This is a genomic window from Methylobacterium endophyticum, from assembly GCF_050591105.1.
Lineage (GTDB): Bacteria > Pseudomonadota > Alphaproteobacteria > Rhizobiales > Beijerinckiaceae > Methylobacterium.
In genome coordinates this window covers 101,967-114,725 of the sequence record NZ_JBNHES010000005.1, presented here as the reverse complement: position 1 = coordinate 114,725, position 12,759 = coordinate 101,967, and the positions used below count along the sequence as shown (strand labels likewise).

At 72.8% G+C, this 12,759-nt stretch carries 17 protein-coding genes; 6 read left to right on the top strand and 11 right to left on the bottom strand.

Annotation, left to right across the window (positions count from 1 at the left end):
* The 6 genes from ACP56T_RS07925 to ACP56T_RS07900 are packed head-to-tail and all read left to right on the top strand — an operon-like array spanning position 1 to position 4,025.
* Complete coding sequence (locus ACP56T_RS07925) at positions 1-813, top strand: ABC transporter ATP-binding protein (RefSeq protein ID WP_430911722.1); 813 nt, start codon at positions 1-3, stop codon at positions 811-813.
* Positions 814-838: 25 nt separating this feature from the next.
* Complete coding sequence (locus ACP56T_RS07920) at positions 839-2,188, top strand: CmpA/NrtA family ABC transporter substrate-binding protein (RefSeq protein WP_430911597.1); 1,350 nt, start codon at positions 839-841, stop codon at positions 2,186-2,188.
* A 24-nt stretch (positions 2,189-2,212) separates the two neighbouring features.
* Entirely contained in the window at positions 2,213-2,524 is a 312-nt protein-coding gene (locus ACP56T_RS07915; RefSeq protein ID WP_430911596.1) for a nitrile hydratase, read from the top strand.
* The gene (locus ACP56T_RS07910; RefSeq protein ID WP_430911595.1) at positions 2,524-2,829 is read left to right on the top strand and encodes an SH3-like domain-containing protein; all 306 of its coding nucleotides are present in this window, start codon (positions 2,524-2,526) and stop codon (positions 2,827-2,829) included. Before ACP56T_RS07915 ends, ACP56T_RS07910 begins: the two co-directional genes overlap by 1 nt.
* Positions 2,822-3,508, top strand: a complete 687-nt coding sequence (locus tag ACP56T_RS07905; protein WP_430911594.1) for a nitrile hydratase subunit alpha — start codon at positions 2,822-2,824, stop codon at positions 3,506-3,508. Before ACP56T_RS07910 ends, ACP56T_RS07905 begins: the two co-directional genes overlap by 8 nt.
* Before the next feature lie 40 nt (positions 3,509-3,548).
* Positions 3,549-4,025 (top strand): VOC family protein, encoded by a 477-nt coding sequence (locus tag ACP56T_RS07900; protein WP_430911593.1) that lies wholly within the window; start codon positions 3,549-3,551, stop codon positions 4,023-4,025.
* A 7-nt stretch (positions 4,026-4,032) separates the two neighbouring features.
* Here ACP56T_RS07900 and ACP56T_RS07895 read toward each other — a convergent pair whose 3' ends face one another.
* The 11 genes from ACP56T_RS07895 to ACP56T_RS07845 form a co-directional block, all read right to left on the bottom strand.
* Complete coding sequence (locus ACP56T_RS07895; protein ID WP_430911592.1) at positions 4,033-4,671, bottom strand: response regulator transcription factor; 639 nt, start codon at positions 4,669-4,671, stop codon at positions 4,033-4,035.
* Positions 4,668-5,216, bottom strand: a complete 549-nt coding sequence (locus ACP56T_RS07890) for a hypothetical protein (protein ID WP_430911591.1) — start codon at positions 5,214-5,216, stop codon at positions 4,668-4,670. The genes ACP56T_RS07895 and ACP56T_RS07890 overlap by 4 nt, the downstream gene beginning before the upstream one ends.
* Positions 5,213-6,211 (bottom strand): YncE family protein, encoded by a 999-nt coding sequence (locus ACP56T_RS07885; RefSeq protein WP_430911590.1) that lies wholly within the window; start codon positions 6,209-6,211, stop codon positions 5,213-5,215. The genes ACP56T_RS07890 and ACP56T_RS07885 overlap by 4 nt, the downstream gene beginning before the upstream one ends.
* Positions 6,211-6,744 (bottom strand): SRPBCC family protein, encoded by a 534-nt coding sequence (locus ACP56T_RS07880; protein WP_430911589.1) that lies wholly within the window; start codon positions 6,742-6,744, stop codon positions 6,211-6,213. The genes ACP56T_RS07885 and ACP56T_RS07880 overlap by 1 nt, the downstream gene beginning before the upstream one ends.
* A 4-nt stretch (positions 6,745-6,748) precedes the next feature.
* Positions 6,749-7,747 (bottom strand): VWA domain-containing protein, encoded by a 999-nt coding sequence (locus tag ACP56T_RS07875; protein ID WP_430911588.1) that lies wholly within the window; start codon positions 7,745-7,747, stop codon positions 6,749-6,751.
* Positions 7,744-8,382 (bottom strand): tetratricopeptide repeat protein, encoded by a 639-nt coding sequence (locus ACP56T_RS07870; RefSeq protein WP_430911587.1) that lies wholly within the window; start codon positions 8,380-8,382, stop codon positions 7,744-7,746. Before ACP56T_RS07870 ends, ACP56T_RS07875 begins: the two co-directional genes overlap by 4 nt.
* Complete coding sequence (locus ACP56T_RS07865) at positions 8,379-9,434, bottom strand: vWA domain-containing protein (protein WP_430911586.1); 1,056 nt, start codon at positions 9,432-9,434, stop codon at positions 8,379-8,381. The genes ACP56T_RS07870 and ACP56T_RS07865 overlap by 4 nt, the downstream gene beginning before the upstream one ends.
* A gap of 7 nt (positions 9,435-9,441) precedes the next feature.
* A complete protein-coding gene (locus ACP56T_RS07860) occupies positions 9,442-10,371 on the bottom strand; it encodes a nonribosomal peptide synthetase MxaA (protein WP_430911585.1) in 930 nt (309 codons plus the stop codon).
* A gap of 10 nt (positions 10,372-10,381) precedes the next feature.
* On the bottom strand, positions 10,382-11,239 hold the full coding sequence (locus tag ACP56T_RS07855; RefSeq protein WP_430911584.1) for a DUF58 domain-containing protein: 858 nt from the start codon (positions 11,237-11,239) through the stop codon (positions 10,382-10,384).
* Positions 11,236-12,267: an AAA family ATPase gene (locus tag ACP56T_RS07850; protein ID WP_430911583.1), complete on the bottom strand. Its 1,032-nt coding sequence runs from the start codon at positions 12,265-12,267 to the stop codon at positions 11,236-11,238. The genes ACP56T_RS07855 and ACP56T_RS07850 overlap by 4 nt, the downstream gene beginning before the upstream one ends.
* A gap of 151 nt (positions 12,268-12,418) precedes the next feature.
* Positions 12,419-12,709 carry a methanol dehydrogenase [cytochrome c] subunit gene (locus ACP56T_RS07845; RefSeq protein WP_430911582.1) on the bottom strand — a complete coding sequence of 97 codons (291 nt, stop codon included), beginning with the start codon at positions 12,707-12,709 and terminating at the stop codon, positions 12,419-12,421.
* Between the last annotated feature and the right edge of the window lie 50 nt (positions 12,710-12,759).

Sequence of the window (12,759 nt, the reverse complement as noted above, 5' to 3'; positions counted from 1 at the left end):
GTGCCGCTCTGGGTGCTCGCCACCGACCGGCCGCCGGCCGGCGGGATGGAGGCGGCGGACACGCACATCACCATCCGGGGGCTGGTGAAGCGCTTCCAGGGCAACACCGTCTACGACCGCTTCGACCTCGACCTGCCGCGCGGCGCGATCACCTCGGTGTTCGGCCCCAACGGCTGCGGCAAGAGCACGCTCATCAACATGATCTCCGGGATCCTGCCCACGGACGGCGGCGAGATCCTGTTCGACGGCAAGACCGTGGCGCAGACCCGCATCGGCTACGTCTTCCAGAACTACCGCGAGGCCCTGTTCCCGTGGATGCGGGCCATCGACAACGTCGCCTATCCCCTGGCGCTGATGGGCGTGCCGGAGGCCGAGCGCAGACGCCGCATCGACAAGCTGGTGGCCGGCTTCGAGCTGACCTTCGACCTGCACCGCTACCCCTACGAGCTGTCGGGCGGCCAGCAGCAGACCGTCTCGATCATGCGCGCGCTGGTCATCGAGCCGGAGGTGCTCTTCCTCGACGAGCCCTTCTCGGCGCTCGACTACGAGATGACCCTGACCATGCGCGACCAGCTCCAGAAGGTGCTGCGCGAGACGCGCACCACCTCGCTCCTCGTCAGCCACGACCTCGACGAGGCGATCTACCTCGCCGACAAGGTGCTGCTGCTGACCCGGCGCCCGACCCGCGTCGCCGCCTTCCTCGATGTCGGGGTGCCGCGCCCGCGCACCCCCGCCTCCACCACCCATCCCGACTTCACCGCCCTCAAGGCGCAGGCGCTGGGGATCTTCCAGGCCGCCGTGCGCGGAGGCTGACCCGACGGACGAGGAGCCGAACGGCATGATCCGGTGCGACAACGAGACGCCCGACGCCTCCTGCGCCTGCGGCTGCGGGCGAACGCGGGCGGCGCATGCCCCCGGCGGCCCGGCCGGCTCGGAGGAGGCCAGGCTTGACGGGGTGATCGAGGCGGCCCTGCTGAATGCGGTCTTCCCGCACGGCCCGACGCGGCGGCGGCTGCTGGCGGGCCTCGGCGCGGCGACCCTGCTCGCCGCGCTCGGCGACGTGCTGCCCCTCGGCACGGCCAAGGCGCTCGCCCAGGACGCCGGAAAGCCGCTGGAGAAGACGAAGCTCAGCGTCGGCTTCGTGCCGATCACCTGCACCGTGCCGCTGCTCCTCGCCGACGCGCGCGGCGACTACCGCGCCGAGGGGCTCGACATGTCGCTCGTGCGCACGCCGAGCTGGGCGCTGGTGCGGGACAAGCTCAACAACGGCGAGTTCGACGCCTCGCATCTCGTGCTCGGCATGCCGTTCACGATGTCGCTCGGGATCGGCTCCGAGCCGATCCCGACCCGCGTCGCCGCCGTGCAGAACACCAACGGCAACGCCATCACCCTGGCGCTGCGCCACAAGGACAAGCGCGACCCGAAGGAGTGGAAGGGGTTCCGCTTCGGCATCCCGCACGAGCACTCGATGCATGCGATGCTGCTACGCTACTACCTCGCCGAGCACGGGCTCGACCCGGACCGCGACGTCGAGCTGCGGGTCTATCCGCCGCCGGATTCCGTCGCGAACATGGCCGCCGGCAATCTCGACGGCATGTTCTTCGCCGAGCCCTGGGGCCAGCGGGCGGTGTTCGAGGGCATCGGCTTCCTGCATGTGCTGAGCCGCGACATCTTTCCGGGGCATCCGTGCTGCACGCTCTCGGTGCGCGAGCGGTTCGTGAGCGAATGCCCCAACAGCTTCGCGGCGCTGCTGAGGGCCATGGTGCGCGCGGCGACCTACGCGGACGCCTACGACAACCGGCGCGAGGTCGCCGAGCTTCTGGCGCCGGCGAAATACCTCAACCAGCCCAAGCCCGTGCTGGAGCAGGTGCTGCTCGGCCGCTACGCCGACGGGCTCGGCAAGATCGTCGAGGCGAAGGACCGCATCGGCTTCGACCCCTTCCCCTACGAGAGCACCGGCATCTGGCTGCTGACGCAGCTGCGGCGCTGGAAGATCATCCCGCAGGAGCTCGACTACAGGGCCGTGGCCGAGCGCGTCTTCGCCGCCACCGACGCGGGCCGCGTCCTCGCCGCGCAGGGCCGGACCCCGCCCACCACCGGCATGGCGCCGCTCTCGATCATGGGCCGCCCCTTCGACCCGACGAAGCCCGACGCCTATCTGGCCGGTTTCCCGCTCAAGCGAGTCTGAGCAAGCGAATCTGAGGAGGAGAGGATGCGCGGCTATCACGACATCGGCGGCGATCCGGCGGGCCCGGTGCCGAAGGTCGAGCTGACCTGGCTCGATTGGGAGAAGCGGGTCGAGGCGATCCGCAACCTCCTCGGCGACAGCACGCGGCGGCTCGTCAGCCTCGACGAGATGCGGCGCGGCTTCGAGTCGTTCGGGATCGAGAAGTACAAGGCGCTCTCCTTCTATCGCCGCCGCATCGAGGCGATGATCGACATCCTGGAGCAGAAGGGCGTGCTGACCCGCGCGGAGCTCGACGCCGTGCTGAAGGCGATGCCCGAGCCGGGAGCGCCGCGCTGATGCCCCGCTACGCCGTCGGCGACAGGGTGCGGGTGCTGGAGTTGAACAAGCCCGGCCATATCCGCACGCCCCACTACATCCGCCACCGCACCGGCACGGTGATCCAGTTCTGCGGCGCCTTCCTCAACCCGGAGGATCTCGCCGTCGGCAACACCGGCGGCCCGGTGGTGGCGTGCTACCGGGTCGAGTTCCCGCAGCGCGAGATCTGGCCCGACTATGCCGGAAGCCCCGAGGACAGCCTCGTGATCGAGATCTACGAGCACTGGATGGAGCCGGCCACCGAGAAGGACGCAGCGCATGCCTGAGGCCGCCGACCCCTGCCCCGTCCCCGAGCGCGCGTCCTACACGGCGCGGGAAGCGCTGGTGATCGAGACCGACGCGGGCAATGCCGAGGCCGCCCGACTGACGGCGGCGCTCCAGGCGCTGCTCGTGGAGAAGGGCCTGCTCGCCCCCGGCGAGGTCGATCAGGAGATCGAGAAGCTGGAGGCGCCCGGCATCCATCTCGGCGCCCGCCTCGTGGCGCGGGCCTGGGTCGACGACGCCTTCCGGACGCGGCTGCTCGCGGACGGCAAGTCCGCCGCCGCCGAACTCGGCATGAAGGTCGGCGAGGCGCAGCTCGTGGTGGTCGCCAACAGCGCCCGCGAGCACAACCTGATCGTCTGCACCCTGTGCTCGTGCTATCCGCGCTCCATCCTCGGGCAGCCGCCCTCCTGGTACATCTCGAAATCCTACCGCGCCCGCGCCGTGCGCGAGCCGCGCGCGGTCCTGCGGGAGTTCGGGCTCGACGTTCCCGCCGAGGTCAGGGTCCGGGTCCACGACAGCAACGCCGACATGCGCTACCTCGTGCTCCCCATGCGGCCGCCCGGCACGGAGGCGTGGAGCGAGACGGCGCTCGCCGGGCTCGTCGGCCGCGACGTTCTCATCGGCACCGCCGTCGCGAGCGTCCGGCCCGAGGCGCTCGCCTCTCCCTCGGGCCCGTGCTAACCCGTCCCGACGTCGTTTCGGCCCGAGGAGGGAGAGCGCGATGTCGAAGGTCGGCACCTGCCTGTGGTTCGACACCGGCGCGGAGGAGGCGGCGCGCCTCTACGTGTCGCTGGTGCCCGGTTCCCGCATCGACCATGTCCAGCGCGCGCCGGCCGATTGGCCCGGCGGCAAGGCGGGCGACGCGATCCTGGTGGCCTTCACCCTCGGCGGCCAGAGCTTCCAGGGATTGAACGGCGGCTCGCAGGCCGAATACGGCTTCGCGGCGTCGATCTCGGTCGCTTGCGCGGATCAGGCGGAGGTGGACCGGCTCTGGTCGGCGCTGACGGCGGATGGCGGCTCCGAGATCATGTGCGGATGGCTACGCGACCGCTGGGGCGTGCCCTGGCAGATCGTTCCCGAGGTGCTGCCGCGCCTGCTCGCCGACCCGGACCCGGCCGTCTCGGCCCGCGTCTTCGCCGCCATGCAGCAGATGGTGAAGCTCGACATCGCGGCGCTGGAGCGCGCGGCCGCCGGATAGGCCCCGGCTACGCGCTGTCGCGCTCGCGCTGCGCGATCGCGATCTGGATCAACTCGGCCAGCGACCTCACGCCGAGCTTGCGCCGCATGCCGGCGCAGAGCGTCAGCACCGTGCGGTACTTGATGAACAGCGCGTCGGCGATGCCGACATAGGTCATGCCCTTGCCGAGCATCAGCAGGACTTGCAGCTCGCGGGCGTTGAGCTCGGCCGAGGGCGTGCGGTGGACGACGGCGTTCAGGAGCGCCACGCGCGTCGCCAGCGCGTGGTCGAGATAGCTCGTCCCGGTCCGCACCGCCTCGAAGGCCCTGAGCAGCTCGGCCGTGCCGGCATCCTTGAAGACGTAGCCGATGGCGCCGTTCTCCAGGGCGCGCGCGGCGATCACCGGATCGTGGTGCATGCTGAAGGCGAGGATGCGCGCCTGACGGTCGAGGGCATGGATCCGGCGGATCAGCGACAGGCCGGCGAGCCCGTCCCCCTGGAAGGTCAGGTCCGTGACCACCACGGCGGGCCTGAGCCGGTGGAAGATCCGGTAGGCGCCGATCGGGTCGGTGGCCTCGTGGAGGCAGACGTCGCCGGCATCCTCCATGAGGCGCCGGAAACCGCGCAGCACCACCGGATGGTCGTCGGCGATGAGGACGTCGGTCATGGCGGCGGCTTGGCGGTATCGCCGGCGGCCGGCGCGGGAGCGTCGGGCTGGGCGGCGTAGCGCTCCGTCAGCCGGGCGAGCGCCTGGGCGCGGTCGGCGCCCTGCTGGCGGGTGTTGAAATAGTGCTGGCACAGCTCCCCGTAGAGCTGCTTGCGCGTGGTGGCGGCCGCGACCTCCTCCAGCCCGTCGAGGAGGTCGGCGTAGGGTTCCGGCTTGCCCGCCTCGGCGAGCATCTGGCCGAGCTGCACCGTCCGGTTCGCGACCATGCGCGGATCCTCGATGAACGAGGTCTTCGCCCGCTGGAGGCTGTGGCGCAGGTGCTCCGTCTGCGAGCCGACCTCCGGCGCCGGCCGGCCGAGCGCCTTGCTCGCGAGCCAGCGGGCCGGATCCATGGGGTCCGTGGGCGAGAGCCAGGCCGGAATGTCCGCGTCCGACCTCGTCGCGACGACGGTGGTCTCCTCCGGCGCCTTGGCCTCGTCCTCGCCCTTGCCGCAGGCGGAGAGGCCGAGCGCCAGGACGGCCGCGAGCGCCGCCGCGCCTCTCACGGCCGGGCTCCCGCGTCGCCGCCGGAGCGGAGGGCGGGCAGCACGGCGAGGCTGCGCGGCCCCTCCCCCACGGGAATGCGGGCGCTCTCCGTCAGGCTGGCGAGATCGACCACCGAGACCGCGTCCGAAAACCAGTCCGCCACATAGGCCGCGCCGGAGTCGATCGCGATGCCCTCCGGGTACTTGCCCACCTGCACCTTGCCGAGGACGCTCAAGGTCCCGGCGTCGAGCACCGTCACCGTCCCCGCCTGCTGGTTGGTGACGAGGACGCGGCTTCCGTCCGGGGTCGCGGCGACGCCGTAGGGCATGGCGCCCACCGGCACCGTGGCGAGGCTCGTCAGGGTCGCCGTGTCGAGGACGCTGAGGTCGCCGCTGCGCACATTGGCGACGTAGAGCCGGTCCTGCGCCGGGCTGAGCGCCAGGGCGAAGGGTGCCTCGCCCACCGGCACCGTGGCGATCCGCGTCATGGTCGCGGTGTCGACGACGCTGACCTGGCGGCTCTCGCGATCGGCCGCGTAGAGCCTGCCGCGCGCGTCGAGCACGAGGGCGGCCGGTTCGCGGCCCACCGCGACGCTGCCCGTCACCGTCCCGCTCCCGGCCGAGAGCCGCAGCACGCGCCCGCCCGCCCAGTCGCCGACGAAGAGGCTGGCGCCGTCGCCCGAGACCGCGATGCCGAAGGGCTGGGCCGGCAGGTCGAAGCGGCGCAGCACGCGGGCGCCCTCCACCACCGTGACCGCGCGCCGGTCGGGATGGGTGAGGTAGAGGCGCCCGTCCGGCCCCGCCGCCACCTGCGCCGGTCCTGCCTCGACGGGGATCGGCTCGACGGGGATCGCCGCGCCGGCCTCGCGCGCGCCGAGCCGCGTCAGGACGCCGGCCTGCTGGCTCGCCACCACCACTGTCCCGGCCCTGGCGGACCCATCGGCCGCTCCCAGGACGAGCAGCAGCGCGAGGCCGGCGGCGGGGATCGCGGGTGGCGGGGCGCGGCGTGGAGGCATCAATGCGTCGCCCCGCCCTCGACGCGCGCCTTCAGGCCCTTCAGCCCGTCGCTGAAATAGCGGTTCATGGCGGTCTTGCCGGCCTCGTCGTTGAGCTCGTCCGGCGGCTCGTTGCCGGTGTCGCCCCGGTAGAACCGCCCGATCCACTCGACCTTGGAGCCGTTTCCATCCGGGGTCACGGTGAGCGTCGCGGAATAGGAGGAGACCGGCAGCGCCTTCAGGTCGGCGTCGGAGAGGCGGTAGGAATAGCTGCGGCCCTCGGCGTTCATCTCGTCGAGCCCTTCGTCCAGGGTGCCGCCGGTCTTCAGCGTGACCTTGCGGCGCCCGCCCGCGGTGTTGCCGTCGCTGCCCTCGCTCTTGGCGACGTCCGGGTGCCAGCGGTCGATGGCGGCGAAATCGCCGACCACCTTCCAGACCGCCTCGGGCTTGGCCGCGATGGTGATCGACTGGTCGATCTTCTGCGGGGTCGGGCCGTGTGCCAGCGCCGCCGTGGCGGCGAGCGAGGCAAGGAGAACCTGGACGAGACGGCGCATGGGATCAGACCTTCCTGAGACGCGGCGGACGGCCCGCGAGGCGCGCGGCCGGCCGGACGAGGGGAAACGCGAAGACGGCGAGGAGCAGCGCCAGCGCGGCCGCGCCCAGGAACGGGCGCGGGTCGAGGCTGCCGGGAAGCGGGCGCGGGGTCGCCGCCGCGAGCAGCGGTCCGGCGAGGCCGCGCGGCCCGTCGAGATGGGCGTAGGCGAGCCCGGTCGCGCCGGCGAGCCGTTTCAGGTAGGGCTCGCGCACGGAGGAGAGATGCTCGCTGCCCGTGGCGGCGGCCGCTCCGAAGGGGGCGTTGCGCGGGTTGTAGCCCTCGCGGCTCTCGGCATCGGCCGGGGGCGGCCCGAAGCGGTTCTCCTGCTGGACGTCGCCCGAGCCGTAGAAGCCGATCTCGCGGCCGGCATCGTTGTAGCGCGGGATCGGCGACAGGCCGTAGCCGCCCGCGCCGACGATGAGGCCGCGCACGGCGCCGGGCTTGCCCTCGAAGCTCGGGGTGCTGCCCGCCGGCAGCGGCGGCGCCTCCTGCCCGTCCGTGACGAAGACGAGATCGGTGCCGAGGCTCGCGGCCATCTCGACGGCGCGGAATAGCCCTGCCGAGACGCGGCTGTCCGCCTCCCAGGCCATGCGCCAGTCGATGGCGGCGATGGCGCCGTCGAGCGGCGCGAAATCGGCGCAGACCTCGATGGGCGTGAACAGCAGGAACGGCCGCCGCTCGGTGAACAGGCCGAGCGCAACCTTCGAGCCGCAGGGCAGCGCGGCGACGAGATCGCGCAGCGCCGCCTTCGCCGTCTCCAGGCGGCTGACGGGCTTGCCCTGCGCGTCCGCGTAGTCGCGCACGTTCATGCTGCCGGTGATGTCGACGACGGCCAGGATCTCGACACCGTCGCGGGTCAGCGCGATGGGCCGCAGCACGAAGGTCAGCACCACCAGGGCGAGCGCCCCGGCGAGGAGACGGAAGCGTCCGTCGCGCAGGTTGCGGAGGAGATGCGCCCTCACGGCTCGCCTCGCGGCTGGCCGGGGATGTCGGTCCAGATCTTCTTCGGCTCGGCCTTCAGCTCGTCGCCGGTCTTGCGGTCGAAATCCGGGTATTCGCGCAGGAGGCGCGAGGCCACGTCGAGGTTGAATTTCGCGTCCCAGTAGTCCGGCCGGCCCTGGAGCGCCCGGCGGTAGTCCTGCCGAGCCAGGGTGACGAGGGGCCCGGCGGGGTCGAGCTCGCCGCGCTCCAGATGGCCGAAGGCCTGCCGCAGGCGCGCGTTGGCGAGCGCGTAGCGGGCGCGCGCCGCTTTGTCGGTCTCGCCCCGCCGGTCGAGGGCGTCGATCAGCGGCTCGATCTCCTCCGTTCGCCCCCGGACGGCGAGATGCTGGACCCGCGCGAGCAGCAGCCCCGCCGGAGCGCCCGTGCCGACCGGGATGTCGCGGCCCGCCTGCAACCCGGCGATGGCGCGGTTGTCGGCCATGGTTCGCCACGCCGCCCCCGCGCAGCCGAGGGCGGCGGCGATGAGCAGGACCGGCAGGGCGACGAGCAGGACCGGGCGGGTCTGCCGCCAGGCCGCGCCGGCCCTCGTCCGGGCGCGCGCTGTCCGGGACGGTTCCCCGTTCTGCTGCCCGAAGGCCGTCGCGAGCGCGCTCATGCGGCCATCCTCCGCGCCGGTGCGGCGTCTTCCACGCGCGGCATCGCGGTCTGCTTTCCGCGGTGGAGGTCGGCTTCGGCGAGCTTGCCCGCCGCAAGCAGGACGAGCCCCAGCAGAGCCGCCCCATAGGCCCATCCCGAGAGGTCCCGGCGTGGCCGCCGCTCGGTATAGGGGATCGGGTCGCGCTCGAGCGCCTCGATCTGGCGGATCGCGGCGGCGACCGCCTCCGGCCCCTCGGCCTCGAAGGCGCGGTAGGGCGTGCCGAGGCTCTTGAAGAAGAGGTCGAGATGGCGCTCGGGAGCCGCCTGCGGGGTGTCCTCCCCGGCCGGCTTGTCGGAGATCGAGGGCGAGCCCTTGGTGCGCAGGAAGAGCCAGTAGAGGTTCGGCCGCACCTTGGCGAAGGCGGCCCGCAGGGTGCCCTGCACGCGCGGATCGATCACGGCGGCTCCGTCCGAGACCATCAGCAGCGCGCGCGAGACGTTCGCGTTCTCCGTGCCGAACTGCGAGAGCGCCATGGCGAGGCCGCGCGCCACGTTGGTGTAGTCGAGCCCCGGCCGGTCGATGGCGCGGATGGCGGCGCGCACCGCCTCGTGCCGGTCGGTCATCGGCACCACCAGCATCGGCGCCGTGGAGAAGGCGGTCACGGCGAACTGGTCGTGCTCGCGGCTGCCGACGAAGTCGCCGAGCAGGCGCCGGGATGCTGCGGCCTTCGATTCCTCGGCGCCCGAGGGCTGCCGGCCGGCGAAGGTCTCGTTCATGCTGCCCGAGCGGTCTACGAGCATCGAGACCTGCGCGCCGATGCCGGTGCGGATCACGGTCTCGCCCCGGCGATAGGGGCCCGCGAGCCCCACGATCAGTCCGGCGAGGCCGAGGATTCCGGCGGCCGTCAGGGTGCAGCCGACTGCCCGCGACAGGAGGTCGGCGGGGCCGGCCTCGATCGCCGGCACTGGGGTCCGGCGCTGGGCCGAGACCAGCAGCGGCAGCAGCGCCAGGGGCAGCAGCCACAGCACCAGGGGGCTCGTCGCGGAGAGGCGGGCGAAGGCGTCCGTCATGGCCGTCTCAGGCTCCGCGCTCGGAGGCGGCGAGGCGCCGGGCGGTCCTCTCCAGTTCCGCCAGCGGCAGCGTTTCCCGCGCTGCGGACAGGCCCCGGCCGAAGAAGGCGAGGCGCGAGGCGGAGAAGAATTTTTCCAGATCGGCGCCCTGCCCCCGGTAGGCTTCATGCCGGGCGAGGAAATCGGGGAGGTCGTCGGCCAGCACCCGGCGGCCGGCGGTCTCGTCGATGCCGCGATGCAGCCCGAGCAGCGCCTCGCCATAGGCGGCATCCGCGTCCGGCCGGCGCGCCAGGGCGCGCAGGCTGCGCCGGAGGGCGGCGAAGGCGCGGGCGCGCCGTGCCCGGAACGGCCACCAGGCCCGGTCGCGGGCGAGGAGGCCAAGGGCCAGAACGGCGAGCCCGGCGAACCAGGCGGCCGCCGTCAGCATCGGTTGCGGATCGAGGAGCGGCGCGCGCCCGTCCGGCCGCATGTAGTCGGCGGGATCGGTCTGGACCGGGGGCTGCACCTCGCGCAAGGGCGAGACGGTGAAGGACCAGGCCGGCACCTGCGCCGTGGCGGTGGTGGCCCCTCGGTCCGCCTCGCTGACGAAGGTGAGGGCGAAGCCGGGGATCTCCAGGGGGCGCGTGTCGAGGGCGGCGTAGAAATTCTGGTAGGTCAGGTTGAGGCGCACGCGCCGCGCGTCGCCCACCCTCGCCTCCTCGACGGTGATGCCGCGCAGATCGAGCCAGTAGGTCAGCGCTCCGGGCTGGGGCAGCGAGGCGGCCTGAAGGGTGAACCCCTCGTCGACGACGATGTCGATCTGGCCCCGCACGAGGTCGCCGAGGAAGTAGCCGAACGGCCGGGGCGTGCGCACCTCGACGCCGCGCACCTGCGCCTGCGCGGCCCCTGCCCAGAGGGCCGACAGCAGAATCGCGAGAAGGACATGGGCGCGACGCATGGATGCCCCCTCAGGTGCCGAGCAGGTGGCGGCTGAGCGCTTCCGGGTCGAACCGGCCGGCGAGGCGGAACGGCGGGCGGCCATGGGCGGCGGCGATCCGCCGGAGGGTCTCCGTCCGCTCCGCCTCGCGCGCGATCCAGGCGCGGCGCAGCGCCGGGCGCATGAACACCACGCGGCGCCCTGCCCCTTCGAGGTCGTCGAGCTCCATCAGGCCCCAGGCGGGCAGGCCCTCCTCCTCGGCGGTGTCGGCCAGGACCACGGGCACGATGTCGTGGCGGGACAGGCTCGCGAAGACCTCGGCGATCAGGGCTTCCGGCCAGCGGAAGTCCGAGATCAGGAAGACGATCTTCGGGCGCCCGGCGAGGCCGTGGGCGGCCCGCGCCATCCCCCCTGCCCCGGTCCCGGTGCAGCGGGCGGAGCGGATGCGCGCGGCGACCTCGCCCGCCGCCGCGCGGCGCCGGCTCGCCGGCAGGGTCACGTCCTCGCGGACATCGTCGTCGCAGCCGATCAGCCCGAAGGCGTCCCCGATGCGGGTGGCGGAGGCCGCGAGCGCGCCGCAGAGATCGGCGGCGAGCCCCAGGCGGTCCGCCTCTCCGACGAAGCGCATGGAGGCGGTGAGGTCGAGAAGCGCCCAGACCTCCAGCGCCGTGCGGCTCTCGAAGCGGCGCACGAAGGTGCCCTCGAAGGGGTCGCGCAGCGTCGCGCGCACATCGATGCGGCGCGCGTCCGGCATGCGCAGGAACGGCACCTGATCGCGGAAGGTGCCGAGCCCGCCGGCGTCCCGGCCGCGATGCGCGCCCACCGCGCTGCCGGCGACGCGGCCGCGCGGCCGGTAGACGATATCGGCGGCGTGTTCGGGGCCGCTCACGGGGCGGGCACCGTGTCGAACACCGCGCGGCAGAGTTCGGGCACGATGGTCGCGCGGCGCATCTCGTAGACGGGTTCGAGGAAGACGCGGTGCGCCATCACCTCGGGGAAGACCGCGCGGATGTCCTCGGGCACCAGCCAGTCGCGGCCCTCGAGCCAGGCCCGCACCTTGGCGGCCCGCACCAGGAAGGCGACGCCGCGCGGCGAGGCGCCCCCCTGCACCAGGGCCTCCATGTCGATGCCGGGCAGGCGGATGCCGGCTCCGGCCGGCCGGACCAGAGCCTCCCACAAACCGACGACGTAGGTCTCGATGGCCGGGCTCGCACTGATGCCGTGCTGGATGGCGCGGGCGACGCCGCCGATCGCCGCGTGGTCGAGCACGCCGGCCTCGATCCCCTCGATCAGCGCGTCGGTGTCGTGGAAGCGCGGATCGAACACCAGCGCGCGCCGCGCCTCGGCGTCGCGCGGGGCCTCCATGCCGATCTCCATGAGGAAGCGGTCGCGGGCGGCGGCCGGCAGCTCGAAGGTCTCCTCGCGCTCCACCCGGTTGCGGTCGGCGAAGACCTGGAGGTTGGGGAAGCGGTACTCGCGGTTGAAGGCCGTGAGGCTGCGCTCCGCCATCAGGCGCAGCAGCAGGGCATGCACCTGCGGGCGGGCGCGGTTGATCTCGTTGAAGAAGAAGATCGACAGGTCCTCGGCCCGGCGCAGCACCGGCCCCGGCTCGACGCGGGGGCGCCCGTCATCGGCGAGATAGGTGTGGTAGACGAGGTCCGACGGCATCATGTCGACGGTGCCCTCGACCCGCTCGTAGGCGCCGCCGAGCGCGCGGGCCACGGCGCGCAGCAGCGTGGTCTTGCCGACGCCGACATCGCCTTCGAGCAGGACGTGCCCGCGCGCGAAGATCGCGATGGTGACGAGGCGGATCGCCCGCGCCTGGCCGACCACGGCCCCGCCCACAACGGCCTCGAACCGGGCCGCCGCCTCGCGCCAGTCGGTGAGCATCGCGTCGCCGGGGCGGGTCTCGTTCATCGCTGCTGCCTGGCTTGTCTTCGTGACGCACGCACCGAAGCTCCGGTACGGCCGGATCGGCCCCGGAGCTTCGGATCGGGGACAGGCAGGCGGCGGCGACCCTGGACGGAGCAGTCCAGACGCCATCGGGGTCGCCGCGGCCCGCGTCCTCTCAGTTGGCGGAGAGCTTGGTGACGTCGTATTCGAACTTGCCGGTCTTCTTGGCGGCTTCGATGCGCCGGGCGTTGCGCTCTTCCATGGCCTTGATCGACTCCGACTGCTTGGCGAGCTCCTTCGGGTCGTGCTTCGGGTCGTATTTCGAGCCGGCGATCTTCTCCGGGAAGCCGGGCTTGGGCTCCCAGCAATTGCCGGCGGCCTTGCACTTGGTGCCGTCATAGGCGAGCGCCGGCACGGCCAGCATCGCGCCCGCACCGAGCGCCACCGCGTAAATGAACATCCGCATGATCGTCTCCTCCGAGTCTTATGGCGCGGCGTCTGCCGCTTTCGTTCATC